Below are 25113 nucleotides of genomic sequence, written 5' to 3' on the forward strand. Positions count from 1 at the left end.
ACATGCCGGAAAGGAAAAGTTTATCAAAAAAGGCTCGTTTCGAAGTGTTCAAAAGAGACTCTTTCAAATGTCAATATTGCGGAAATACGTCACCTGATGTGATTTTGGAAGTCGATCATATAAAGCCGGTTTCAGATGGCGGGACTAACGATATAACCAATCTGATTACGGCATGTTTTGATTGTAACAGAGGTAAAAGTGATGTTCCGCTGGATGATAAGTCGGTTTTGGAAAAGCAAAGGAAACAACTGGAGGAAATAAACGAAAGACGGCTGCAACTCGAGATGATGATGGAGTGGCGCGAGGGATTAATGTCTTTGGACGAGGAAAGAATCAACATATTTAAGGAACATTGGTTTGAATCCACGGATTATACAGTTAACGAAAATGGAGAACAGGAAGTTAGGAAGTGGATTAAAAAGTACAGCTTGCAACTGTTGTTGGATTGTTTAGATGCATCCGTTAGTCAATACGTTAAATATGATGATGGGAAAGCAAAGCACGAAAGTGTGGAAAAGGCATTTAATATGATTCCGCGTATTGCTGCAAACAAGATGAGGGGCAATAAAGAACCGTATATGAAAGACCTATATTACATCAGGGGGATTTTAAGAAACAGACTGTATTATTTGGACGAGAGGAAAGCAATAAGATATTTAAAGCTAGCACACGTTGAAGCTGATATTTCAATAGAATCATTAAAGGATTACGCGAAAACAGTTAAACACTGGACCGCATTCAGGACAGGGTTAGAAAACTTATTTGAGGATGAGAACATTGACTTTTGAACAAATACCAGAAGGGTACGTGTTGCTAGCTAGGAAGATAAGAAAGTCATCATTGTGGAGATCGCTTAAAGCCACCCATCGAATCGTGCTGATTGAACTACTTCTCCAAGCTCAATTTAAAGATGGTGAGGTGGTAAGAAACGGAGAAATCATTTTCCTTAAAAGAGGACAAATTGCCACCTCCTATCAATTGCTTGTGGATGACATCGGAGACAAAGACGTGACAGTAAAGGTTGTGCGTAACGCAATCAACAAATTGGTAAAGCACGGTTTTTTGGCAAAGGATGAGGCAAAGGCAAGGGCAAAGAAAGGATTACTTCTAACCGTTGTAAATTATGACACTTACCAAACACCAGACAATTACAAGGGCAAAGACAAAGACAAAGAGACGGGCAATGAAGGGGCAAAGCGAGGGCAAAGCGAGGGCAAAGCAAGGGCAATAAATAAGAATGGTATTAATAATGATTTGAATAATGGTGTTAATAATGAACAACAACATACAGCAGCAGTTACCCAATTTTGGGATAACAATGGATTTGGATATAACAATATCCAAGCAAAAACCCAGTTGTTGTCGTGGTTAGATGATTCTAAGTTTAAAAATCCATCGGAAGTAATCATAAAAGCAATGGAAATCGCTTGTAGCAACAATAAAAGAAGGCTGAATTACGTTGAAGGCATATTGAAGAACTGGGAAAACGAATCGCTCCTAACCATTGAAGAAATAGAGCAGGCGCAAAATAAAGGAAAACCACACTTGCAGGTAGTCGGGTCCGCATACGATCCAAACAAAGACCGATTCTAGGAGGGAGAATGTGAAGCCGATCAAAGAGGTTATGAAAATGCCATTCCCAGAAGCCGGGGAAAGAGAATGCAACCAATGCGGCACCGTATACAAAGTCTATGAGACTCCCCGTGGCGTAATGGGAGCATGCAAACCTTGTGAAGAACGGAAGTTCAAAGAAGGATTGAATTTACCTACTGTTGAGGAATTCCAAGAGGATAAAGAACTTAATTTCATCATGAGTTTTGAAAGAGTTTCAGATGATCTAAAGAAAGCCACTGTCAATTCATATAAACCGGACCATGATAAACAGGTAAAAGCAAAGCAGGCAGCTATTAAGTTTGTAAAGGAGTTTGACGGCACCCAATCATTGGCTTTTTCGGGTGAGCCTGGCCTGGGAAAAAGTCACCTTGCTTATTCCATTGCAAAAGCGGTTCGGCAAAAAGGGTACAAAACGCTATACATCAAAGCTACTGATCTACTGGATCACATCAAAAGTACATACAGCCAGAATTCCAATATTTCAGAAGAGCAGATTTTCAAAATGATAGATTCCTTGGATTTACTTGTCCTGGACGATATTGGTTCCGAATATGTAAAAGCAAATGAATACGGTCATGAAACCTGGGCATCTGATGTCCTGTACAAAGTATTTGATATGCGGCTGGATAGATCGACGATCAGCACCACTAACTACTCGGAAAGTGAACTGACAGCCAAATATGGCAATAACGGCCCGCGAATTATAGACCGGATGATGGATAAGGCTACCGGTATTAGGTTGGAAGGCGAAAGTTACCGGAGAAAGGAGAGGTTTTAATGGCAGCATGCACCAGATGCGGCAGAAAGCTAAAAGACCGGAAAAGTATTGAACGTGAATTTGGTCCAGTTTGCTACAAGAAATATTTGAAAGAGCAAGAGGAAATCGGGTTGGCGGAGAATCAGATGGTGATTGAGGAATTGGAGGGTAAATCGTGAGCGAGAATAAGTTCCGTATTTGGGATAAGAAAAACAAAAAATTTATTGATCTTGAATATACAGACAGGCAATTGTCAATTGATCCGTTGAGCGGAAAGGTGATAGAGACAGAAGTTGACACAGGAGAACGATATTTCTTATCAACTTGCAAGGAATTAGAAATCATCGGAAACCGATTTGAAAATCCCGAACTGTTAGAAGGTGAATCCCATGTGTAAAACCTGCAACGGCACCGGCGGCCTAGCAATAGATAACGGCTATTACTTGCAGTTTGAACCATGTCCAGACAATCGATGTGACTTTGTCCGGGATGACAGCGATATAGAAAAATTAAAAATGGCTATAGAGCCGGAGGGTGTTGTGGTATGAACACAGCATCTAACACAGTGCCGATCCTGCCACTCACGGGAGACCATGAATTTATCCTTGAGGACCTGGAGCCGGCTTTTCAAAAAGGTCAAGTGGCTCAAATAACTAAGGATTGGCACGCAGGCATGGACATCTATTTTATCGCTAAAAAATACAAAAGGGATCCGGATGAAATCTTTTTAGCCTTGTTCGATCAAGCAAGAAAGGGAAGGATAAAACGGCCATTTTCTTATCAGAGAAAAGTACCAACAAAAGTAGAAAAAGGCACTAAACATACAGCTGTTGTCGAAATAAAAAAGCTGAAAAAGGGAGAACCAAGCGTGATTGAGATAGACGGGAAACGGTTTGTTTATGAGCCTGAGACAAAAAGGAAGTGATTTCATTTGAGGTACGAACAGGCTAAAAAAGAAATTATCAAGCTGATGCAACGCATTTCTCCCAGGCACGGCATGCACAATGTTTTCAGAGACTTCACCACATTGGCAGCTTGTACCATTTCCAACAGTGTGGATAAGCAACAGTGGCAAAAGAGAGAAGAAAAATACATGCGGACCGTTGAAAAATACGATCGGGATGAAGCGAATATGTTCGCCCAAATATTAAGCCTGGTAGTAGCCGGGTTAAGCGATAGATTCGGAGATTTCATGGGAGAACTATACATGGAATTGGAGATATCGAATTCAAATTCTGGTCAATTCTTTACTCCATATGATGTTTCCAAGCTAATGGCTGAAATGGGGTCCACACCTGAAACGGACAAACAAGGATTCATTAAACTTAATGAGCCTGCTGTCGGCTCCGGTGGAATGGTTATAGCATATGCTGAGCGTTTACGAGAAAAAGGTATCAATTTTCAAAAGCAGCTGAAAGTAACATGTAACGATATTGATTTTGATGTAGTCAGAATGTGCTATATCCAGCTATCGCTTGTAGGGATGGATGCGGTGGTTATGCAGGGCGACACGATAACCCAGAAATTCAATGAGGTTTGGTACACGCCCATGCACCTGTTAAACAAGGTCAGGGAAGAGCGGGAGAAAGAAGCAAAAAGCGCTATTGAAGGTGTGAAGAAAGCTACTGATTTGCTGAACTGCGTGGAATATCAGAAGCAGGAAGAGCCGGTGCAGCTGAGTTTGTTTTGAGAGGAGGGGGAATTTTGGGTGAATACACGATAGTTATACCCAGGAAACCAATCAAAAAACATTCACAAAAATTGGATTATACATGTTTCCATTTACCAAGGATTTTACAAAAATTCGATACAAAGAGAAGGATAAAAAATGCCATCTTTGCAACACAGGATTTAAAGATAATGAACGGATTAGCATAGCACTTGTAAAAAACATGAAGAATCATATGTTATGCGAAAAATGTGCCTTAAAGTTGATTGAAAAAGGTGTTCCTTATGTGAATAAAGAAAGGATGTGAAACCCATGTCGATAAAAGCACACTCCATGCAAGAAAACATCATGATCAATCACATCATCGAGGAACTCAATAACAGGTTTAATTATCGCGACACGGAGGGCAAGTCGCTCAGAGAACTGAAATACAAATTAGCAGCATTCAGAGCCATGGAAGTTAAAGCGGAAAGTCCAAACAATTCATGGTGGTAAAGGAGAATTACATGAGTTTAGCAATATGCATGTTCTATATGATTACAGCTGCCGGTTCATTGGATCCGGTAGAATTTGTAAAACCAGTGGAGCCAAAAGTCAGTACCGAAGAGGTTACAAACGAAAATGAGCTTGGTGAATTTACGATTACAGCATACACCGCTGGTCCTGAAAGCACCGGGAAAACTCCCGATGACCCGGCTTACGGAATCACGGCAACCGGAACTACAGTTCAGGAGGGCAGAACGATTGCAGCAGATTGGGATGTCCTGCCGCCTGGGACACAGGTGAAAATTGAAGGATTTGAAGGTACTTTCATTGTTGAAGACCGAGGCGGTGCCGTAAATGGCAGGCACATTGATGTCTATATGTCGGATTTAGATGAGGCGATCAATTGGGGCAAGCGGACCCGCAATGTAATTGTTATTGAGTAGACACAAAATGTGACAAAAGGGAGGGACATAAAATGATTGAATTAACTTACGTAATACTCTTGGATTTAAGTCATATTAGCAGGTGATTTATTTTTGATGAAGTCTGATGCAATTTTTACCAGACAACCAACTGCAAACAATGTCAAAAATGAGTAAAAAACATTCCAGTTGAATAACGTATACAAATTTAAATACACAGATATAGGAATACCTATAAAGGCAAGTAATGATGAAAGAATCAGGTTGGTTATAAGGTACTTTCTCCAACCGTTAACAAATTGGTACATCAATGAAATTATGACTGGGATAACCAAAAAATCAACTGCATTAAAGCTTTCTAAAAACGGTATGAATTGATATGGATAATCCCAATTTCCAAAATAATTACCTATCTCATTCGATATACCAATTAATGTAAAACTAATCAATAGTGTAAGTGTCATTAACAAAATATTCTTTTTGTCCATTAAAACAATAAATAATAACAAAGAAGACAAGTTAATGATTACAATAAGCCACCATATACCACTAAACAAATTGTGATTTAACCAATAGTCCATTTGCATCTGCTGATATTGATTTTGTATATTTACTACTTGCTCAAATAACTCAGTCATTAATATCACACCTTTTAATGTTTAACTCAATGTTTAACTTTGCCAAAAAAAACAGTTGTTATACATGAGTCATTTAATGAACATTACGATTAAAATGTGACAAAAGGAGAGGAAAAAATGAATCTAAATGAATATCAAAGTCTATCACAAAGAACAATGCCGATCATAGAGGATGTAACAGATGCCGAAGAGGTCGGAAGCGTAAGGGCGAATTATGCCTTAGGAGCTGCCGGAGAAGCCGGAGAGGTTGCTGACCTTGTTAAAAAAGAAGTGTTCCACGGTCATGAAACAAGCATAGACGAGATAAGAAAAGAATTAGGCGACGTGCTGCACTATGTGGCAGGATTGGCTACCCTGTATGGTTTGTCATTAGAGGATGTGGCAGTAGCTAATCTTTATAAACTGGAACGTCGTTACCCGTCGGGATTTTCCGAGCAAGCAAGCAGGGAGAGGGCGGAATGACCGAAAGGCTACAGCACATATTTACAAGTTAATTTCTAGCGTCTACGCTATGGATGACATTGATAGACAAGCATTAGAATAGGTTAAAGAGGATTTGGCGGAATTGATCAAGGAGGAAGAGCATGCAAGAAGTAACTGAAAGAAAAAGGGAGCTCATAGGGGAGTTGAAGAAAATGGGAGTTTTATATCTCGGCGGCCGTGAAGTTAATGAAACATTGTCGCTTTATGCGCTCGAATGGGCGAACGTTGTTGAAAAAAACAAGGCTGCCAAAGCATACGGTGAACGCCGATGACAGTTTATACCGGAAAGCGTGGGCAAGCATTTGAATACACATTGGATTACACTAATCAGGTATACGCACAAAAAGGATTGGCTCTAATTAATAAAAGGCCTACACCAGTTAAGGTTATTAAGTCAAAAGGAACCCGGGTATTAAGTGGTTTTTATGAGAAAAAGTCCACGGTAGACTTCGATGGTGTTTATAACGGTAGAGCTATTTATTTTGAAGCTAAAAGCACAAAGGAAAAAAGCCTTCCGCTGGCAATGATAGCCGAGCACCAGGTTAAGCATTTGAACGATGTAGAAAAGCAAGGGGCTATATCATTCCTTATAGTCGAAATGAAGGCCTTGGGAGACGTTTTCCTTATCCCGAATAATATGGTTCAGAAGTATATCCGAAAAGCCAAAAATGGCGGCAGGAAATCAATCTCAATGGATGATTTGGAGGTTTATGCATTCCTGGTGGAATCTAAGAATGGTGTTCCGTTGGATTATCTGTCGGTGGTTGATAGATTGATAGCTGCAGAAATAGCCTAGGAGGGATAACAGTGAGCGGGTTCAATAAAAGCAAAGTAGTCAAAACGAGGAAAGTCCATATTTGCCACGGATGCCTGAACTTAATGCCGGTTGGATCAACCGCAATTAATAACAAGGGGTATTATGAAGATTGGTATAACTACTACTTGCATCCGGAATGCGAAAAAATTGCACAAAAATTCGGGGATTTCTTTCAAGATGGGGTATTCGAGGGTTTCGTACACGAACTTGCAAATCATTACGGAGAGGACAAAGTCTATGAGAAAAGTAAAAGCTCATGAAATCAAGCATGCGCTGGCTAAAAAGCATGAGAAAACAAGTGACTTCTTTCTCACAGAGGTTAAAAATGGCCCGACTCATATCGCTAAAGAATTATACATCATGGACGGAATGGCCATTAAAAAAAGCTGGGTCAACCCATTGATAACAGGATATGAAATAAAGGTATCCAGAAATGACTTTCTCCAGGATGAAAAATGGACTGCATACAAGCATTATTGCCATCGTTTAGACTTTGTTGTTCCCAGCGGATTGATAAAACCGGATGAGCTCCCTGAAGACATAGGATTGATCTATTATAATCCTGATAAACGGACTCTTAATACCAGAAGGAAAGGCAGGATAAGGGACATTGAAATGCCGTATGAAATGCTTTATTACATCATCATGAACAGGCTGGAAAATGCGGAGCACCCTTTCTTCACCTCCAGACGTGAATATTTTGAGGAATATGTACAGGATAGGATTAACTCTATCCATCTTGGCCGCAAAGTCAGCTCAAAACTTATTGAACAGGTAGCAGAATTAGAAAAAGAAAATAAAGATCTAAAAAGGCAAAAAGAAAACCTGGAGGAAAACAGAAAACACCTTTCAGACATTGCCGCAGTTTTAAGAAAACACGGTATGCATAGTCATTTTAAATGGGGATTTGCAGAGGATATAGATCATGTGTTAAGCAGATCCCTTCCTCCTAATCTCGAAAGGGACGTTAGGGAAATCAAGAGGGCAAGCGAGCGATTATATGAGAACTTGAGCAATAAGGAACCAGTCTAGCTATAAGGGGGCTACCAATTGCGCTTAAAAGACATAGACATAAACCCTAGTACTATGCGACTAGAAATTGATATAATGGAAGCAGAGGGAAACTTTGCCATTGTTGTTAGTGAGGGGAAGGCAAGGTTAGCTGAACTTCCTGTGCATGGTGAGACAAAGATAGTTACGCATCAGGGGAAGGTGAAGCGGATTAAATGGGATGAGGGGGAGGAGTTTTGAGTATAAGCGATAAAATTCAATTAACTTTAGCTATTATAGCTGGTGTGTCGGCTATTTTAGCCTTCTTTAGTATATTGTCGTCGAATAGACAAATTAAACTTCAAAAAAAGCAGTGGGAGTTTTCTTATAAGCCAATATTTAAATTTATATATTTACAAGATTTTGGCGATCGTTGCGTTTTTATACTGGAAAACCCGAATAATGTATTTTATAAAATATTAGGCGTTAGTCACACAGATGAAAATGCAGTAATTCATACTGGTAACTACGGTAGAATCAGTGTAACTTCATCTAAAACAGGAAAAGAAACTAACTACGAAGGAATAGAAGTTACTCTAAAAGGAAAAGAAGGAGCTATTCCTTCTGGACGAATTAAAATAAACGGAATTGATGCTATCGGAAATGAATTCACAGTAATATCAGGTGAAATAATCTTTAACGGAACAAAATTAGCTAACAGTTACGATATAAGAAATTCTTACTTAACCAACATGTAGTTCTACCAGCCAACTGGAGGACGCTGAATGACAGCTTAACTGCTGCCGTTTGGTGTCCTTTTTTATTTTATTTAGAAGGGTCGCACGTATATGTATAAGTGGAAAATCAGCAAATACAGAAAAGATAAAAGAACGGGTCCGATAAGTCCTGTTGAGGCAAGTGAATATTACAAATACCTTCTTGAGGGAGTGGGTTTTGATGAACGTAAAAGAGATAGAAAATCTAATTTATCAATATCACTGGAGAAAAAGAGAGATGGACAGGATTGAAGGTATTTTGTGGGGGAGCTTTAGCAAGAGTCCATCGGTTGGACTGGTTTCCCAATACGGAATAGAAGCTACGTTACCAAAACCGAATACTAGCATTAAGAGCCAGGCGGAAATGGAAGCGATGGATGCAAGGGAAAGACGATTACTGAACAGATGGCGGGAATACAAACAAATAGTCCATTCCATTGAAAGTATGGGAGATTGCCTGCGGGATCCGCAGGAATTAATCATACTGGATTGTATGATGGAAGGAATGAGTTACAGATCAATTGCGGATCATCTTGGCGTCAACAGAAACAAGATTAGAGAGATGAAAGGAAACATGCTATGCCAAATATGCCAAAAATGCCACTTCTTGCATGATTTGATTTTAGAAAAATACGTAGTTTAAAATGGGAGGGAGGTCGGCGCGGCAAAATACCTCTATGTTACGTTTGTTTCTAGGTTATACTGGGTACCGTTTTTACAGGAGGTGCTCTTATGGCAGAAAGAGACAAAGGTAGGACAAAGCCCGGCCAGGTCAGGAGAGAAAATACGACAAATACAAGCAAGAAGAATTCCCGTTTGCAAGGCAGATCGGGGCCTGAAAAGAATAAGAATAACTAGGGACAATAAGAGCCCTGTATAAATTACGGACGTATGAGCCGTGGAAAGGCATCCTGTCAAAGGGTGTCTTTTTCATTTACAAAATAAATGTCGGGGGTGGAGTTGATGTAAATGGCTAATTGGGTGGAAATACGTAGAGAGTGGGAAACAAGCAAAATTACATTAGCTGCACTTGCCGATAAGCATAATGTAAAGCTAGGTACATTAAAAAGCAGGAAAAGCCGCGAAAAATGGTCAAGGGATGCAACCGGCAAAAAGGATGCAACCAAACAACAGGTTGCAACCCCTGAGAAGCAACCGAGATATAAACCAGGAAGCAGAAAAGGGGCAGGCAACCCAAACCCAGTAAAGAAATTTACAGAACGTAACTCAGCCGCAAAGAAACACGGGTTATTCAGCAGATACATTCCACAAGAAACATTAGAGATCATGGGTACGCTGGATAAAGAGGATCCGGCTGATTTAATTTGGGATCAGATACAAATACAGTATGCGGCTATCATACGTGCCCAGCAGGTCATGTACGTGGAGAATAAAGACGAAATAATAAAGGTGCTGAAAAAGAAAAAAGACGGCATGGACATAGAAGAGCGTGAATGGGAGTTTCAGTTTGCTTGGGATAGACAAGCCAGCTTTCTAAACGCTCAATCAAGAGCTATTTCTGAATTGAGGTCATCCATAAAGCAATTTCTTGAAATGGCCCATGATGATGACGAACGCAGAATGAAACTGGAATTAATGCAGTCTAATATAGATAAGACGAAAGCTGAAGCTGAGAAGTTGAGCAGGGAACAAGGTGAAGATATAGAAGAAATCGTTATTGTCGACGAATGGGGCGATGGCGATGATTAAAGAGAAAAAGCAGATTGTATTCAATGTTCAAAAGAACGTTAATCCCCATTTTAAAGATGTATGGCGATCCAAAAAGCCTTATAACATTCTTAAAGGTGGTAGGAACTCCTTTAAATCATCGGTTATTGCTTTAAAGCTCGTTTTCATGATGGTTTTATATATAATGGCTGGAAAGAAAGCCAATGTGGTCGTTTTGCGTAAAGTGGGCAGCACAATAAGAGACTCAGTTTATAACAAAGTCCAGTGGGCTATTAAGCTGTTTGGTTTAACTAAAAGCTTTAAATCGACCGTTTCACCTTTCAAATTGACCCATAAAAAAACAGGATCAACATTCTATTTCTACGGACTGGATCAGTTTGTAAAGTTAAAATCTAATGATATCGATGATCTCATTGCAGTTTGGTATGAAGAAGCTGCAGAGTTTGAAACGGAAGAAGAATTTGACCAGACGAACATCACGTTTATGCGACAAAAGCATGTGGATGCGCCATTTGTACAGTTCTTTTGGTCTTATAATCCCCCGCGCAATCCATACCATTGGATTAACGAATGGGCGGACAAGATGATCGGGGTAGAAGATTACCTGGTACATGAGTCCAGTTATTTAGATGATAAGCTTGGTTTTATTACCGATCAGATGCTGAAGGACATCAATCGGATTAAGAATAATGATTATGACTATTACCGGTATATTTACTTGGGTGAGCCAGTAGGGTTAGGTACCAATGTTTATAATATGAATCTATTCAAGCCATTGGACGAGCTGCCAAGTGATGACAGGATTATTGCTCTATATTATTCAACAGACGGCGGCCACTCGCAGTCAGCAACAACACACGGCTGTTATGGGCTAACTGCTAAAGGTAAAGTCATATTGCTTAATACGTATTATTATAGTCCGGCCGGTAAAGTGGACAAAAAAGCACCAAGCGAGCTGTCAAAAGAATTGAATGAGTTTATTAAAAAAACAGCTTCACAGGAAGAATGGCAAGGTGCCAGGATTATGAATCGAACCATAGATAGTGCCGAGGGGGCACTTAGAAACCAGTATTACAAGGACTATAGGCAGCATTTAACGCCAGTAAATAAGAAAAAGAAAGTGGATATGATTGACTACCCAACCGACCTTTTAGCACAGGGTCGTTTTTATTATCTCAAAAATCCGTATCCAACTGGAATGGACCATGCAGATAGTAACGAGATTTTCATTGAAGAACATAAAAAGTTCTCCTGGAATGAAAAAACAGTTCACGATGACAATCCACAAGTTATCGAAGAAGACGATCACACTTGTGACCAATTTATATATCTATGTTTATCCAATGCACGTGACTTCAGATTGAAAGTTTAGGAGGTGAAGCCTTGAATATTATAAACCGCATAAAAGGCTGGTTTAAGAAAGGGGGGTACGCATTGACTGGCAATACATTACGGAGTATTAATGATCATCCAAAAATCAATATTGATCCACAGGAATTAGAGCGCATCGAGCGCAATATAAGAGAGTATTCAGGGGATTATCCAAAAGTAGAATATTATAATTCACACGGCGAGTTAAAAAAACGCAAATACATGCATCTGAACATACGTAAACTTAGCGCGAATGTGCTTGCTGGCCTTGTTTTTAACGAACAATGTGAGATTTATGTTTCGGATGCGAACGAAAATGGAGAAGAGACTAACAGCTTTGAATCTGCTCATGAGTTTATTCAGCACGTATTTGAGCATAACAAATTCAAAAAGAATCTAGCGGATTACCTGGAGCCGACATTTGCTGTTGGTGGCCTGTCTGTTCGTCCTTATCTTGGCGATAATGAGGAAATGGAATTTTCATGGGCAATTGCTAATGCTTTTTATCCATTACGCTCTAACAGTAACGGTATTTCAGAAGGCGTGATGAAGTCCGTTACTACTAAAGCTGATGGCGATAAACTCACATATTACACATTGTTGGAATTTCATGAGTGGGAAAAGAGCGAATCCGGGGATGATCTATATGTCATCACGAATGAGCTATACAAGTCAGAGTCGCCCGGAGAAATTGGGAAAGAAGTTCCTCTGGAAGAAATGTACGAAGGGCTGCAGAGGCAAACTTATATTCGCGGTTTATCACGCCCGATATTTAACTACTTGAAGCCGTCAGGGTTTAACAATATCAATCCTCACAGCCCGCTTGGCTTAGGTATCTGTGATAATGCAACATCGACGCTCAAAGACATCAACGATACCTATGACCAATTTGCCTGGGAAAAGAAAATGGGGCAGCGGACCGTATTTGTGGACGATGCGGTATTAAATACCCTGCCAGACGAAAGCGGTAAGCCTCCTAAACAAATATTTGACCCGGATGTCAATGTGTTTAAGTCCATGCGGATGGGCGATAACAAGGAAGCAATACACGATGTTACTCACGACATTCGGACAGATCAATATACATCGGCAATCAACCAGTCACTGCGGACCCTAGAGATGGAATTAAAGCTATCTGTAGGTACATTCTCTTTTGACGGACGCAGCATGAAAACAGCAACAGAAATAGTCAGCGAGAATGATTTGACGTTCCGCACCAGGAATGAGCATGTTTATGAAGTTGAGCAGTTTATTAAAGGACTGGTTATATCTGTTTTGGAGCTTGCAAAGTTTTACGGATTATATTCGGGTCCTATACCATCCCGGGAAAATATTGGCGTCGACTTTGATGATGGAGTATTCCAGGATAGAGCAGCCTTACTACGCTTCTATGGGCAGGCAAAGACATTTGGTTTTATTCCATCAACAGAAGCTATCCAGCGTATCTTTAAAGTGCCGAAAGAAACAGCCGAGGAATGGTATGACATGATCTTAAAAGAAGAGGATGCTATTGATCCGACGCAAATTGGTGACGAAGCTGCTAAGCGGATGTTTGGGGAGGAGGAGTGATGAATGCTTGAATTAATAAAAAGGTTGTTCATTTCACCCAAACACGATTACAAGCTAATGGGCCACTCTAATTACTACCGTTGCAATAAATGTAAAAAGATAACATACATCCCGCCTTACAGTGACTTTTATTATCAGAGAAAGCAGTTTAGGGGCTGTAAGGGATGATAACACCGAATCAATTGGACTTGTGGAGCGGAAACATGGCAGAGCTTTACAACTCCCTTGAAGGAGAAATAATCCGCATCCTTATAAAACGTTTGAAGCGCGGTTCATCTGACATTACAGCGTGGCAAGCTCAAAAGCTGCAGGAATTACGCCTGTTTAATGATGAAGTTACTAGGCATCTATCGAAGGTAACAGATGTCGCAGAGCCGGAAATACGCCGAATGTTTGAGGAAGCCGGCCAAGGAATGGTACAGGACATTGACGAGGCTATGCCATATGCTACCCGTCCAATGCCTACTAACCTTGATCAGGTCATGCGAGGTTATCATAACCAAGTCTGGAGCGATATTGATAATTATGTTAATCAGACACTGATTACAACCGCATATGGTGCCGGTACAGCATCACGAGCTTATACAGATGTGCTTAACCGTACTACAGCCATGTTTAATACTGGAATATACACTTTTGAGCAGTCTCTTGAGCGTTCCATTAACCAGTTAGCTCAAAGAGGTATTAGAAGCAGCATGATAGACCGCGGAGGGCATCAGTGGTCGCTAGAGGGGTACGTAAGAACGGTCTTAAAGTCTACGTTAGGTAATACGTACAATGAGTTGCGCACCGAAAGAATGGCAGAGTACGGCGTTCATACAGTTCTTGTCACTAGTCATGTAGGTGCAAGGGAAGCCTGCTCAATTATTCAGGGAAACGTAGTAGATTTACGTCCGATGGAAGAATTACCTCCCAATAGCGAGTATCGGAGTATATACGACCCTTATTGGCAGGCTGATTATGGCGAAGCTGGTGCGCATCGTGGCGTTAATTGCAGGCATTTACACGTACCGTTTATCCCGGGAGTAAACACCAATAACCAGCCAACCTATGACGCTGAATTGAATGAAAGGGTGGCAGCTGCAAGGGATAGACAGCGCCGGATTGAGAGGGAAATTGTGAAGTATAAGAAAAACCTTATGGTGGCTGAGGAATTGGGAAGCGAAAACGCCGGGCACTGGCGCCGAATGGTTAGGAAACGGCAGAAGGCTATGCGTGACCACTTAAAAGAAAATGGTGAGTATTTGAGCCGGTCGTACTCTCGCGAGAAAGTCTATACTCCATTGGACACATTGCTTGAAGACTTTGATTATGCGGGATAGGAGGTGATGAAAAGATGGATAGTCAGATTTTTATTGATAGATGTAAGGAGATTGTTGTCGATTATGCTAACGAGCATTTAGACAAAAGTGACAATGTAAATATTAATCCAGACGATGTGTTTGTTGTATGGAGCACCAAAGTACTACAAAACAACAAAGCCTTACTGAGTACCACTTTACTCGATGGCATGTATTACGAATTAACTTATAACGGAGATAAACAAGAAATTTACTTTGACGCTTATAAGAAGTGGGAAAACAAATCTATCGAAATTTAATTGCACCTAAAGGAGTGTTTGAAATGGAAACGAAAGAAGTAAAGCACGATTTACTAACCAATAAATATACCAGAGTCTATCATGAACAAGATTTTAAGTTTAATGCACCTCATACTTTTTCAGTAGTTACAGCTGAAGAATTTGAGGATGAGGACGGCGCAGGAACTCACGTAGATCTTATACAAAAAGTACATTTCCAGGAAGGACCAATTAAAGAAAATGGCGTAAATGGTGTGGCGAATGAGGATTTAATAGCCATGGTCATTAGTCGCCTGGAGCACTTTCAGCAGTCAGAATTTAGTTGCCGGGAAAACGCTCTTGCTATCACAAAGTTAGAAGAAGCCTTGCTGTGGCTGAGAAAACGAACTATGGGCAGAGAAAAGCGTGGAGTAGAAGGAACTCATATTAAATAACACTTGTCCTAAGCACTGACATTAAAAGGCTTATTTATTATGCAATCATCCGCAGTCATGCGATAAATGGCTAATCCAATCGAGGACTGTACCTCGTAAAAACAATGTAGGAGGACTTATATATGAACAGAGAAGAATTAAAAGCGTTAGGTTTAACAGATGAACAGATTGAAACGGTCATGAAGGAACACGGCAAATCTATCAAGGACACCAAAGAAAAGGCTGATAAGGTCGAAGGTTTAGAGTCTCAGATCAACGATTACAAGCAACAGCTTGAAGATCGCGACAAGCAACTGAACGAACTGTCTGAAAAGGCAAAAGGCAACGAGGAATTGACTAAGCAGATCGACGAGCTTAAGGCGCAGAATGAGACAGCTAAGACTGAGTATGAGCAAAAACTTGAAGCTCAACAAAAAGACTTTGCGATCGAGAGCGCCTTGCGTGATGCAAAAGCCCGCGATCCTAAGTTAGCCAAGAACGCGCTGGACTTGGATTGGGTGTCTTTTAAAGATGGAAAGTTGGTCGGTCTAGACGAGCAATTGAAGTCTTTGCAGGAAAGTCACGATTACCTGTTTGAAAAAGAGGAAAAACCTGGTGTTCCGCACATTGTAACAGGTGGCAATCCGAATGGCGGTAGTGGTGGTTCGCTATCAAAAGAACAGATCATGCAAGAGAAAGACACCGCCAAGCGTCAACAAATGATAAGAGAAAACTCACATTTATTCAGATAAGGAGAGGACGATTTAAATGAAAAAAGATTATGCGTTGAAAATGGACTTACAGACGTTTGCTGATCGGTCAACCAATTACCCAGAGCCAAATACACAAATGCAGGATAATTTTAGTGAGTTAGAAGCTAAATCCATCGATTACACTTACCGTTTCGGAGAGGATCTTAGCAAGTTCATTGAGATGCTGGGTATCACTCGCCAAATTCCTGTGCAAGAAGGTTTTACTATCACCATGTACACCGCGCCAGAAGTTGATTTGGCGGATGGAGATGTCGGTGAAGGGGAATTGATCCCACTTTCTAAAGTAACGCCTCGACCGGCTGATACAAAAGAAATCACACTAAAGAAATATCGTAAGGTAACGACTGCGGAAGCGATTCAGCGTTACGGTCGTGATGAAGCAATTAACCGTACGGATGATGCGCTTGTCCGAGAAGTGCAAAAGGGTATTCGTGATTACCTGTACGATACAATTAAAACACATGGAACTGAACAAGCGAACCTGAATGCAGGGACGCTGCAAGGTGCACTGGCTTCTGCATGGGGTGCGCTAGAAGTGCTATTCGAGGATGATGTAATTACAACGGTTGCATTTGTTAACCCGTTAGACGTGGCAAAAGAAATTGCGAACAAAGATATTACACTGGAAACTCAATTCGGATTGCGGTACTACACAGATGTAACTGGTACCGTTGTTATATTAAACAACACTATCCCACAGGGCACTGTTTATGCTACTGCTTCAGATAACTTGCAAGTGGCCTACATCCCTGCTGGATCAGAAGCATATCGAGAATTTAACATGCGTACTGATGAGTTCGGATATGTCGCTATGGCTCATGGTCAGATGTTAGAAACTCTATCTGTACAGACTGTACTGGCATCAGGTGTATTGATCTTCCCAGAGCGTTTGGATGGCATGGTGAAAATCGACATTGAGGAAACAGTTCCGGAAGCGTAAGTCTAAAAATATTTGAGAGGATGATTTAAATGGCAGTATTTAAGTTTAATAAAAATTATCGAGATAAAGAATTGAAACGCGAGGTTCAAGCGAATGAACCTGTTGAAATGACGGTGAAGCGAGCTGATGAAGTCGTTAAAAACATTAGGAACCAAAGTGACAAATTCAAAGGGTATGAGGGCTTTGGTTATGAGCGTGTAGATAAAGAAGACAAAGAGGAAGGCAAATAACTGCCCTCCTCTTTTTATTAGGAGGGAGAACATGCCTTATCTCACATATGAAGAATTTACCGATCTAAGCAGTATTGAACTAAGCACAAATGAATTTGATAGCCTGCTAAAAAAAGCATCAGCCATCCTCAATAATGTCACGGGCTATTTTTATGTAAGAAACAGCATTGAGACTGACAATGAATGGCGTGTGCATCAATTTAAACATGCGCTAGTTGCCCAGATAGAGTATTTTCACGAGGTTGGAGGTACTTCCTATGAATCTATCAATAGAACGCCTCAGACGTTTAGTGCCGGGCGCACAAGGGTTACAAATTCAGAAAGTAGAGCAGGGAATACCAGTAAATCGCTGGTGGCTGAGGATGTGTATATTCACCTGGAAGGTACAGGGCTTTTATATGCCGGGGTTGCCGTATGGTAATGCCTAAACCGCCTGCTGAATTCTGTATCGATGGTTTTCAATATAAAGAATACCTAGGCGATAACGAGTGGATGGAACCTGTTTACGATGATCCTATAAAGATTGAAAATTGCCGCATAGATCGGGGTGCTGAGTACAGTTCGTTATCAGCTGGAAAGCAACTGCTATATAATGCGGTTGTTTTTTGCTATGAAGGCATAACAACGCCATTACCTGACTTTAAAGCCGAATCCATTCTTCATTTTGATGGCATAGATCACAAATTGAAAAAGGTTATCCCTATTTACGAACCATACGAAAAGACCATTTACTCCTACGAATTGGAGGTGGTCTAATGGCAAAAGTTGAAATCAATTTGGGCGGTGCCTATCAAAAAATGAGTCCACAGGCAAGGCGTAGCGGACAACAGGCAATGGCGAATCAGGCACTAGCAGACATGAATCCGTTTGTGCCAGCTGATGAGTTTATTTTAAGACAGACCGCAACAATCGACATTGATGGGTCTGGAATAAATTACAACCAGCCATACGCTGCCAAAATGTTCTACATGATGATGTACAACTACACGACACCGGGAACGGGGCCGCGTTGGGATAATAAAGCAAAGGCTATATACATGGCCGATTGGGAACGCGCTTATATGAAGGGGGCAGGCTGGTAATGGATTTCATGCAGCGATTAACCGAGAGAGTGAATCAAATACCAAACCTCCCCATTCAGTGTCAAATGGGTTACTTGGGAACAGGTGAATCTTTTGTTGTTTATCCCCTGCCCGGTAGTCGTGTTGTATCTGAGTACATGGACGGAACCAGTGACCAGCAATTGAATTATGAGTTTGCTATGAAATCGCAGTTACAAAGCAAAATTCATCCCACTTTGTGGCTGGTACAGAATGAACTGGAAGCATTAAAAGAACTGAATAGCCAAGACGGAAGTTTTGACTTTGAAAATTTAATCATAACGAACAAACCTTATATTAATCAGTTAGATGATCAAGGGTGGTTTGTTTTTTTATTGGATGTGCAAGCAAATATTACAGTTTTTAAGGAGGAAACATAATGGCTAGATTGAAAAACGTTGAAAGAAAGCACTATGTGCAAGCATACACTCCAGGAGAAGAAGAACCGGGAGAAGAGTGGTTAGAACTAGCTAAATATATTTCAAACATTGGCGACGACACCAACGAACAGACAGAGGAAGAGGCATTCTATGATGGTGATGGGACCGAAGAAACCACAGTAACATCTGTGGCAGAAGCGTATACACCGGAAGGTTATTACGATCCGGAAGACCCGGCGCAGGAACTTATTGCTGGGTTGAAACGAAAAACAGGTGACGGTCGTAAAATTTGGCACCGTGTTGTTCGTTCTGATGGCAAAAAAGAATGGGTAGGACGTGCCACAGTAACAGCTATCGTGGCAGGCGCCGGAGAGGCAAGTTCTTACGAAACGTTTAGCTGTAATATCCGTTTTGACCGCATCCCGGAAGAAACAGATTTGGAAGGTACACCAGAAGGATAAGAGAGGCTTTATGCCTCTCTTTTTTATGAGGAGGGAAGACATGGCACAAGGATTAGAGTTTGATATAAAAAAATCAGGTTTTCCTGTAAAAATCGGTAAATTAGAATTTTGGTTTGATGACAGCCATGAAGCAATGCGTGAATTTATTGAAAGAGACAATAAAGCGCAAGAAAAACTTTATGAAATCAAAAAGAAGTCAGACGAAATACAGGCATCTGATGACGACGAACTCACAAAGGCAGACAAAGCATTTGAACTCAAAAAAGAGGAACTAACTATACAGTACGATAGCATGTTTGGTGACGGTACCTTTGAACAAATATACGCTGAATACCCGGATATAAGAGAATTGGAAAAACTCTTAATCCCGATTGACAGCGCAGTTGGTGAGGCTGTTACAAAGCGGTTGGAAGAGGATAAAAAAGAACGTGACAAGGTAGTCAAATCAAAGAAGCAACAATACTTGAACAAACAAAAAGCAAAGCAAAAGAAGTGATTAGATGCGGCTAAACGATAATCTAGTCACTTCTTTTGTTTATGACCAAAAAGAATACAATATTAACCTTGCATTTGACGTTGTGCTTGACGCTTTTGATGTTTTGGCAGATGACACTCTAAGAGATCATGAAAAGGCCGAAGTATGTCTGGGGTTTCTTTTGAATGAATCTCTTGAAGGCCTGGAAGCAATAGAACTCTGGAATTATATATATGAAGAATTTATTGAAATGAAGCAGGAAAAGCGGGTTGAGTACGATTTACAAGGTAATCCGATGCCCACGAAAGATGAAGATGATGGAAAACGTCTTTTTGACTTTGAAAAAGACGCATCACACATATACGCATCTTTTAGACAAGCATACGGGATTAATTTGTTTGACGAACAAGGAAAAATGCACTGGCATGAATTCCGTTCTCTTTTTCAGGGGCTGCCGTCCGACACATCTATGAAGTGGATCATGCGAATAAGAGCATGGGAACCGTCAAAAGGTGAGTCAAAAGAATATAAACAGCAAATGCGCGAATTGCAGAAAGAATACGCTTTGGACGATCCGGAGGAGGTGGAGTAATGGCAGATGGGTCTATAAGAATTAGCTTGGAAGTGGATGGCCGGCAAGTAGATATAGCAACGCATAGCTTGGATAACTTGGAAGCTTCCGCACATAAAGCCGGGGATGGTGCAAAGGAAACTGAGGAAGGTGTTAAAAGAGCCGGCAATGAATCCCGGTCAGCGAGCAGTAAGGTTAAAAAGTTTGCCTCCGCATTAGGGTTAGTTGCGATTGGGGCGGCCGCTTTTCAAGTGTTACGGCGTTCAATGGATGATGCCATCTCTCGCTTTGATACAATGGACCAGTTTCCGCGCGTTCTGGAAGGTCTGGGTGCATCTGCTGATGACTCAGAGAGGGCTGTACAAAGGCTTGCGGATGGCATAGATGGTCTACCTACCAAATTGGATGACATAACCAATACAACCCAGAGAATGTACACAGCGTTTGATGATGCTGATAAAGCTGCAGACTCAGCGCTTGCTTTAAATAACGCTTTACTGAGTTCTAGCGCTAGTACAGCGGATGCGCAACGAGGTACAGAGCAATATATTCAAGCACTCCAAACTGGCCAGGTAGACATGCGACAATGGCGTACTTTGCAAGAGACCATGAACGTAGGACTTGTAAAAGTCGCTGAATCATTTGGTTATGCCGGAAGCAGTGCTACAAACGATCTGTACCAGGCTTTGCAAGACGGAACAATAACAATGGATGAGTTTAATGATAAACTAATCGAAGTTGGTACTGGAACCGGGGAATTAGCTGGTTTAGCAAGAGAAAACAGTTTGGGTATTGCTACCTCTTTTGGAAACTTGAGGTATGCAGTGGCAAGGGGTATTACCAGAGTTATTGAGTCCTTTGATCATTTGTCACAAGAAGTTACAGGAAACTCTATTGCTGAAAATATTGACGGCATGAAAGATATAGTTGTTGCCGCTTTTGGCGTAATGGCGAATATTATCGAAGGGTCTGTACCTGTAGTAAACTTTTTCGTATCTGCTACCTCTGTTGCAATTGATGTAGTTGAAGCTTTGTCCCCAGCTATCGTCGGTTTGACAACAGCCTATGCCTCTTACATTGCTATCACAAGAGCAAGCGCGGTAGCAATAGGTATAGCAACGGCCGCAAAAGGCGCTGCAACTGCTGCAGCTTATGCGTTGGGTACAGCAATGAGGTTTTTAAGTGGCCCGGTCGGTTGGGTTGTAACCGGGATAGGTGCGTTAGCTACAGCCGCAACGGCAGTAGTGAAATGGTTAAACCGTTCCAGCGATGAAGCTGAAAAGCTTAAGGACGAAACCGAGGAATTAGGAGATGCTACAGACGAATTAAGTGAATCGGTGCAAGAGTCAGCAGATGCTTATCAAAATGCACAAAAGGACATCCGGGACACCGCGCAAGAGAGTAGTGATCTCGCCGATAAGATCGATGAACTGGCCAATAAAGAAAACAAGTCAGCCGGCGAGAAACAAATGCTATCCCGGTACATCGACGAACTGAATGGAAAAGTAGAAGGCTTGAATCTATCATATGACGAACAAGCTGACGCCATGAACATGACTTCAAAGGAATTGCAGGCTCGTGTCGACCTTATGAAAGCAGAAGAAAGCGGCATTGCTGCACAAGAGCGATTAAATGAAATCGAACAGGAACGTAATGATATTGGAATGCAGTTAGAAGAAGTCAATAGGCTTAGGGAAGAATGGAGTGAAAAGTTAAAGGATGGCACAGTAAGTTCTGGAGAATACGCGAATGCTATTGCTGAACTTGACGATCAAGAACAAGATCTTATAGAGACTTTGGATGCTTTAGGAGTTCAACATGACTTGACGGCAGACGAGGTGGCTGAAGCGGTGGATAGTATGACAGAAGCCATCGAAGAAGGCAATTTAGATCAGATAAGGTCGTATGAGGATTTAAGAGAAAAAAACGAAGAAGCTTTTGACCGAATGGCAGAATCCTATGAATCGCTGGTAGAAACTGCCACAAATGCATTTGACCGTATTTCCACGGAATCCGAATACTCGTTAGAAGAAATGATCGAAAACATGGAGCATAACCGGAAAGCCACGGAAGAATGGGGCGAAAACCGGGCAGAGGTCATGGAGTGGGCATCTAAAGAAGGTCATGAAGGCTTCATGAAATGGGTTGACCAGCTTGGCGTTGACCACGCCGGAGAGTTAGCGGAAATGGCTAAAGCCCTGGATGATTCAAGCGACGAGCAAATAGACATGCTAGAAGAATTAGCAAAAGGTTATGACGAAAACACCGAAGCAGCTACTGATGCCATGAAACGTGGCCTTGGAGAAGGATTTGACGCGGCTGTAGATATGGTTGTTGATTTTGTCAATAATAGTTCTTCTACAATGAGTTCTGAGGTTGAGGAAGCGGGATTTGACGACATTGGGGAAAAAGTACCTAATGAATTGATGAGCGGCATTGATAATCAGTCTCATATTGTATACACCGGATTAAATAGAGTCGCGCAAAATATGCTGGAATCTTTTGATAACACGAGTGGCGATTTTAGCAGCATTGGAGCAAACGCGATGTCCGGCCTTAATTCCGGGCTAAATAACAACGAGGGTACTGTGTTATCGACCGCTAGAAGGATTGCTGGAAGTGTGGCCAGTACGATGAGAGGCGCGCTTGCTATCCAGTCTCCATCCCGAGTTTTATTAGAAATCGGTAAATTTGCCGGTGAAGGTTTAATGCTTGGCCTTGAATCGATGGAAAGAGGAGTACTGCAGGCGTCCAAGGCATTAGCGGAAGCAACAATACCTGACTTACGCACACCTAATCTGAATTATTCTACACCTGAAATGGCGTTGGGAGCGCACGGAATGGCTTTTACCGGAGGCGCTGGACAAGTGGTAAATAATTATCATAACAATACAACAAACGCTACCCAGTCAAGTAGACCTATAAGAGTTGAAGCCGGGGACGTTTATATTGACGGTCGCCGAGCTGGGGAAGTGTTATGGAGACCTGTTAAAGAGAATATAGATCGTAATGAAAATATCAAACAGCAGTTTAGGGGGTGATTACTTGCTTTTCAACTCTATAGACTTATCTCCATATTTTAGAATTAAAGACATCAGAGGGAGAGGATTGAGCCGAAGAATAGTTAATGGAATTTCGGTCCCAGGCATGGATGGGGAACATTTTAGTTCTGTTGAAACACCTGGCAAATACTTGGAAGTGGAAATAAGAATTTCTAGCGAAAACCTCAGAGAAACTATAGATAAGTTAAATGGCATCTTGGCAACTGATGATCCAGTTCCTATTGTTTTTCCGGATGAACCGGATAAAACATACTACGGGATGGCGGAAGCCTCTGAGGAGGGCAGGGAACGTGTGCATCTAGGCACGCATGATGCCATGATCGTTATAAGGAGGTCTGATCCTTACAAATACGGTCCCGAACACTCTCAATTACTCACAGCAGACACCACGCTAATCGAAAATCCCGGCAGTGTTGAAGCTTATCCGGTGTTTGAAATGGAAGTGCTCGAACCTGTAACGTTTGCGATGGTATCAAATGGTGAGGAATATAATTTAATTGGAAAACCGGTAGAGGAAGAGGGAAATGAAGAGATTGTTGACGAAAAAGTCAGTGTGCTTTACGAAAATGGCAGCACAGTTGATGAGTGGGAAATATCATCTCCCGATCATGTTGATGAGCACGCAAATGATATAGACGGAAGAATGGTCGGCGACTCAGGTGTAGGAATCCGAGCAGATAGCTATGGAACAGGAAACCGTATGCACGGACCGGCAATCACAAGAGAATTACCAGAGGCTATACAGGATTTCGAGATAAGTTCAGTATTTGACATTATTTCGAGACGGGAAATTGAAAATTTTAGAATGGAAATTTACTTTCATGATGAAAACATGAACAACCTCGGGAAATTAGGGATAAAAGACAACACGAGAAGTTTTTTACGTAGACGAGGATTAGGACGGGCTGGGCATTATCGAGGAGATGGTCCTAGCAATGGCTATGCAATAGGTCAGCATAATCACTCTTATGATAATGTTCCTGAGGCTACTATTATGCAATTAAGAGTTAAAAGAGAAGGAAATAAGTTTACTTTTTATATTGCAAGATGGTATACACAAAGACACGTTGATGTTGTCACTGAAAGTTTCAATGATGTCAACAACGAATTTTCCGGCAGATTAAAGTTTATAACTTTATTTATTGGTAGTTATCAAGATAGGGTGACTCCATGGCGATTGAGAATGAACAGTGTTGAAGTCTTTGAACTTAGAACAGTTACTGAAGATCAAACACCGTATATTGCTTATCCCGGAGATATAATCACGTTTGATCATATTACAGAGGAAATACTGTTAAATGGCGAAGACGCAACACCTCATAAAGATTTTGGTGGGGACTATTTTCAGTTACAAAAAGGAGAAAACCAAATAGCCGTGCTGCCAGATTTATCGTTTAATTCGGAATTGAAATACAGACCGCGCTATAGGTAGGAGGTGAGATAATATGAAAAAAGAAAAAAACACGAGCATTAAAAATGCCCGTGAAATAGATGCGTATAAAACACTTAATTTACCTTATAAGATTTGGTTTTCTAAGTATTAGAATCTTCATCGTCTACAAGTGTTCCAGTTTCAACCAAGGCATTAAGAGTTAGATTCACAGATTCCATCACAATCATTTGGGCATATAATTTTAGAAATGTGTCCAAACTCTTTTTCTTTGTTTCGGCGTCAACATCATCAGAAATTAAACTATCGATGTTCGACCAAATCACATCAAATACCTTTTGATAATTTGAATCATCAGCTTCAATACTTTCTATTGCTAAATGTTTTAGCCGTTCAGAATCAAAACCTTTTACCATACCATTCACCCCCCTCTCAATATTCAATATTCGACAGGGGGT

The 25113-nt window shown here is 41.1% G+C and carries 40 protein-coding genes; 38 read left to right on the forward strand and 2 right to left on the reverse strand.

Annotated features, from left to right (window positions below):
* The first annotated feature begins 2 nt into the window (after positions 1-2).
* The 11 genes from ACZ42C_RS00235 to ACZ42C_RS00285 all read left to right on the forward strand — a co-directional run bounded on the left by ACZ42C_RS00235 (position 3) and on the right by ACZ42C_RS00285 (position 4969).
* Positions 3-788 (forward strand): HNH endonuclease, encoded by a 786-nt coding sequence (locus ACZ42C_RS00235; protein WP_461182590.1) that lies wholly within the window; start codon positions 3-5, stop codon positions 786-788.
* Positions 778-1593 carry a DnaD domain-containing protein gene (locus ACZ42C_RS00240; protein ID WP_461182591.1) on the forward strand — a complete coding sequence of 272 codons (816 nt, stop codon included), beginning with the start codon at positions 778-780 and terminating at the stop codon, positions 1591-1593. The genes ACZ42C_RS00235 and ACZ42C_RS00240 overlap by 11 nt, the downstream gene beginning before the upstream one ends.
* Before the next feature lie 10 nt (positions 1594-1603).
* Positions 1604-2392, forward strand: a complete 789-nt coding sequence (locus tag ACZ42C_RS00245) for an ATP-binding protein (RefSeq protein ID WP_461182592.1) — start codon at positions 1604-1606, stop codon at positions 2390-2392.
* On the forward strand, positions 2392-2550 hold the full coding sequence (locus tag ACZ42C_RS00250; RefSeq protein ID WP_461182593.1) for a DUF6011 domain-containing protein: 159 nt from the start codon (positions 2392-2394) through the stop codon (positions 2548-2550). The genes ACZ42C_RS00245 and ACZ42C_RS00250 overlap by 1 nt, the downstream gene beginning before the upstream one ends.
* Complete coding sequence (locus ACZ42C_RS00255; RefSeq protein WP_461182594.1) at positions 2547-2768, forward strand: hypothetical protein; 222 nt, start codon at positions 2547-2549, stop codon at positions 2766-2768. Before ACZ42C_RS00250 ends, ACZ42C_RS00255 begins: the two co-directional genes overlap by 4 nt.
* Positions 2761-2919 carry a hypothetical protein gene (locus ACZ42C_RS00260; protein WP_461182595.1) on the forward strand — a complete coding sequence of 53 codons (159 nt, stop codon included), beginning with the start codon at positions 2761-2763 and terminating at the stop codon, positions 2917-2919. Before ACZ42C_RS00255 ends, ACZ42C_RS00260 begins: the two co-directional genes overlap by 8 nt.
* Positions 2916-3296 carry a hypothetical protein gene (locus tag ACZ42C_RS00265; protein ID WP_461182596.1) on the forward strand — a complete coding sequence of 127 codons (381 nt, stop codon included), beginning with the start codon at positions 2916-2918 and terminating at the stop codon, positions 3294-3296. Before ACZ42C_RS00260 ends, ACZ42C_RS00265 begins: the two co-directional genes overlap by 4 nt.
* A gap of 6 nt (positions 3297-3302) precedes the next feature.
* Positions 3303-4061 (forward strand): N-6 DNA methylase, encoded by a 759-nt coding sequence (locus ACZ42C_RS00270; RefSeq protein ID WP_461182597.1) that lies wholly within the window; start codon positions 3303-3305, stop codon positions 4059-4061.
* Between the two features lie 14 nt (positions 4062-4075).
* A complete protein-coding gene (locus ACZ42C_RS00275; protein ID WP_461182598.1) occupies positions 4076-4249 on the forward strand; it encodes a hypothetical protein in 174 nt (57 codons plus the stop codon).
* Between the two features lie 103 nt (positions 4250-4352).
* Positions 4353-4535: a hypothetical protein gene (locus ACZ42C_RS00280; protein WP_461182599.1), complete on the forward strand. Its 183-nt coding sequence runs from the start codon at positions 4353-4355 to the stop codon at positions 4533-4535.
* Positions 4536-4546: 11 nt separating this feature from the next.
* Complete coding sequence (locus ACZ42C_RS00285; protein WP_461182600.1) at positions 4547-4969, forward strand: 3D domain-containing protein; 423 nt, start codon at positions 4547-4549, stop codon at positions 4967-4969.
* Between the two features lie 65 nt (positions 4970-5034).
* Here ACZ42C_RS00285 and ACZ42C_RS00290 read toward each other — a convergent pair whose 3' ends face one another.
* Positions 5035-5586 carry a CBO0543 family protein gene (locus tag ACZ42C_RS00290; protein WP_461182601.1) on the reverse strand — a complete coding sequence of 184 codons (552 nt, stop codon included), beginning with the start codon at positions 5584-5586 and terminating at the stop codon, positions 5035-5037.
* A gap of 117 nt (positions 5587-5703) precedes the next feature.
* On the opposite strand from ACZ42C_RS00290, the gene ACZ42C_RS00295 reads away from it, so the two are divergent.
* The 27 genes from ACZ42C_RS00295 (at position 5704) to ACZ42C_RS00425 (ending at position 24697) form a co-directional block, all read left to right on the forward strand.
* The gene (locus ACZ42C_RS00295; protein ID WP_461182602.1) at positions 5704-6048 is read left to right on the forward strand and encodes a nucleoside triphosphate pyrophosphohydrolase family protein; all 345 of its coding nucleotides are present in this window, start codon (positions 5704-5706) and stop codon (positions 6046-6048) included.
* Between the two features lie 122 nt (positions 6049-6170).
* Entirely contained in the window at positions 6171-6341 is a 171-nt protein-coding gene (locus ACZ42C_RS00300; protein WP_461182603.1) for a hypothetical protein, read from the forward strand.
* Entirely contained in the window at positions 6338-6865 is a 528-nt protein-coding gene (locus ACZ42C_RS00305) for a Holliday junction resolvase RecU (protein ID WP_461182604.1), read from the forward strand. The genes ACZ42C_RS00300 and ACZ42C_RS00305 overlap by 4 nt, the downstream gene beginning before the upstream one ends.
* Positions 6866-6876: 11 nt before the next feature.
* On the forward strand, positions 6877-7146 hold the full coding sequence (locus ACZ42C_RS00310; protein ID WP_461182605.1) for a hypothetical protein: 270 nt from the start codon (positions 6877-6879) through the stop codon (positions 7144-7146).
* Positions 7124-7918, forward strand: coding sequence for an MmcB family DNA repair protein (locus tag ACZ42C_RS00315; protein ID WP_461182606.1), 795 nt, complete (start codon positions 7124-7126; stop codon positions 7916-7918). Before ACZ42C_RS00310 ends, ACZ42C_RS00315 begins: the two co-directional genes overlap by 23 nt.
* 18 nt (positions 7919-7936) lie before the next feature.
* Positions 7937-8137 carry an XtrA/YqaO family protein gene (locus ACZ42C_RS00320; protein WP_461182607.1) on the forward strand — a complete coding sequence of 67 codons (201 nt, stop codon included), beginning with the start codon at positions 7937-7939 and terminating at the stop codon, positions 8135-8137.
* A complete protein-coding gene (locus tag ACZ42C_RS00325) occupies positions 8134-8634 on the forward strand; it encodes a hypothetical protein (protein WP_461182608.1) in 501 nt (166 codons plus the stop codon). Before ACZ42C_RS00320 ends, ACZ42C_RS00325 begins: the two co-directional genes overlap by 4 nt.
* Before the next feature lie 199 nt (positions 8635-8833).
* Positions 8834-9295, forward strand: coding sequence for a sigma-70 family RNA polymerase sigma factor (locus ACZ42C_RS00330; RefSeq protein ID WP_461182609.1), 462 nt, complete (start codon positions 8834-8836; stop codon positions 9293-9295).
* A gap of 89 nt (positions 9296-9384) precedes the next feature.
* Positions 9385-9510 carry a hypothetical protein gene (locus ACZ42C_RS00335; RefSeq protein ID WP_461182610.1) on the forward strand — a complete coding sequence of 42 codons (126 nt, stop codon included), beginning with the start codon at positions 9385-9387 and terminating at the stop codon, positions 9508-9510.
* 111 nt (positions 9511-9621) lie between these two features.
* Positions 9622-10362, forward strand: a complete 741-nt coding sequence (terS, locus tag ACZ42C_RS00340; protein WP_461182611.1) for a phage terminase small subunit — start codon at positions 9622-9624, stop codon at positions 10360-10362.
* Complete coding sequence (locus ACZ42C_RS00345) at positions 10355-11713, forward strand: PBSX family phage terminase large subunit (protein ID WP_461182629.1); 1359 nt, start codon at positions 10355-10357, stop codon at positions 11711-11713. The genes terS and ACZ42C_RS00345 overlap by 8 nt, the downstream gene beginning before the upstream one ends.
* A gap of 11 nt (positions 11714-11724) precedes the next feature.
* Positions 11725-13281 carry a phage portal protein gene (locus ACZ42C_RS00350; protein ID WP_461182612.1) on the forward strand — a complete coding sequence of 519 codons (1557 nt, stop codon included), beginning with the start codon at positions 11725-11727 and terminating at the stop codon, positions 13279-13281.
* A 164-nt stretch (positions 13282-13445) separates the two neighbouring features.
* Complete coding sequence (locus ACZ42C_RS00355) at positions 13446-14603, forward strand: phage minor capsid protein (RefSeq protein WP_461182613.1); 1158 nt, start codon at positions 13446-13448, stop codon at positions 14601-14603.
* A 14-nt stretch (positions 14604-14617) separates the two neighbouring features.
* Entirely contained in the window at positions 14618-14881 is a 264-nt protein-coding gene (locus tag ACZ42C_RS00360) for a DUF6275 family protein (protein WP_461182614.1), read from the forward strand.
* Positions 14882-14904: 23 nt separating this feature from the next.
* A complete protein-coding gene (locus ACZ42C_RS00365) occupies positions 14905-15294 on the forward strand; it encodes an Acb2/Tad1 domain-containing protein (protein WP_461182615.1) in 390 nt (129 codons plus the stop codon).
* A gap of 122 nt (positions 15295-15416) precedes the next feature.
* Positions 15417-16025, forward strand: coding sequence for a phage scaffolding protein (locus ACZ42C_RS00370; RefSeq protein WP_461182616.1), 609 nt, complete (start codon positions 15417-15419; stop codon positions 16023-16025).
* Between the two features lie 16 nt (positions 16026-16041).
* Positions 16042-16986: a hypothetical protein gene (locus tag ACZ42C_RS00375; protein WP_461182617.1), complete on the forward strand. Its 945-nt coding sequence runs from the start codon at positions 16042-16044 to the stop codon at positions 16984-16986.
* 29 nt (positions 16987-17015) lie between these two features.
* Positions 17016-17216: a hypothetical protein gene (locus ACZ42C_RS00380; RefSeq protein ID WP_461182618.1), complete on the forward strand. Its 201-nt coding sequence runs from the start codon at positions 17016-17018 to the stop codon at positions 17214-17216.
* A gap of 31 nt (positions 17217-17247) precedes the next feature.
* Positions 17248-17637 carry a head-tail connector protein gene (locus tag ACZ42C_RS00385; RefSeq protein ID WP_461182619.1) on the forward strand — a complete coding sequence of 130 codons (390 nt, stop codon included), beginning with the start codon at positions 17248-17250 and terminating at the stop codon, positions 17635-17637.
* Positions 17631-17972 (forward strand): putative minor capsid protein, encoded by a 342-nt coding sequence (locus ACZ42C_RS00390; RefSeq protein WP_461182620.1) that lies wholly within the window; start codon positions 17631-17633, stop codon positions 17970-17972. The genes ACZ42C_RS00385 and ACZ42C_RS00390 overlap by 7 nt, the downstream gene beginning before the upstream one ends.
* Complete coding sequence (locus ACZ42C_RS00395) at positions 17972-18298, forward strand: minor capsid protein (protein ID WP_461182621.1); 327 nt, start codon at positions 17972-17974, stop codon at positions 18296-18298. Before ACZ42C_RS00390 ends, ACZ42C_RS00395 begins: the two co-directional genes overlap by 1 nt.
* Positions 18298-18696 carry a phage tail terminator protein gene (locus ACZ42C_RS00400; protein ID WP_461182622.1) on the forward strand — a complete coding sequence of 133 codons (399 nt, stop codon included), beginning with the start codon at positions 18298-18300 and terminating at the stop codon, positions 18694-18696. Before ACZ42C_RS00395 ends, ACZ42C_RS00400 begins: the two co-directional genes overlap by 1 nt.
* The gene (locus ACZ42C_RS00405; protein ID WP_461182623.1) at positions 18696-19157 is read left to right on the forward strand and encodes a phage tail tube protein; all 462 of its coding nucleotides are present in this window, start codon (positions 18696-18698) and stop codon (positions 19155-19157) included. Before ACZ42C_RS00400 ends, ACZ42C_RS00405 begins: the two co-directional genes overlap by 1 nt.
* 40 nt (positions 19158-19197) lie before the next feature.
* Entirely contained in the window at positions 19198-19653 is a 456-nt protein-coding gene (locus tag ACZ42C_RS00410; RefSeq protein ID WP_461182624.1) for a nucleoside/nucleotide kinase family protein, read from the forward strand.
* Positions 19654-19657: 4 nt separating this feature from the next.
* Complete coding sequence (locus tag ACZ42C_RS00415; protein WP_461182625.1) at positions 19658-20224, forward strand: bacteriophage Gp15 family protein; 567 nt, start codon at positions 19658-19660, stop codon at positions 20222-20224.
* Positions 20224-23244, forward strand: a complete 3021-nt coding sequence (locus tag ACZ42C_RS00420; protein WP_461182626.1) for a tape measure protein — start codon at positions 20224-20226, stop codon at positions 23242-23244. The genes ACZ42C_RS00415 and ACZ42C_RS00420 overlap by 1 nt, the downstream gene beginning before the upstream one ends.
* Positions 23213-24697 (forward strand): distal tail protein Dit, encoded by a 1485-nt coding sequence (locus ACZ42C_RS00425; RefSeq protein ID WP_464891308.1) that lies wholly within the window; start codon positions 23213-23215, stop codon positions 24695-24697. Before ACZ42C_RS00420 ends, ACZ42C_RS00425 begins: the two co-directional genes overlap by 32 nt.
* Before the next feature lie 101 nt (positions 24698-24798).
* On the opposite strand, the gene ACZ42C_RS00430 is transcribed toward ACZ42C_RS00425, so the two are convergent.
* Complete coding sequence (locus ACZ42C_RS00430) at positions 24799-25071, reverse strand: hypothetical protein (protein ID WP_461183772.1); 273 nt, start codon at positions 25069-25071, stop codon at positions 24799-24801.
* Between the last annotated feature and the right edge of the window lie 42 nt (positions 25072-25113).

The organism is Virgibacillus kimchii (assembly GCF_055379185.1).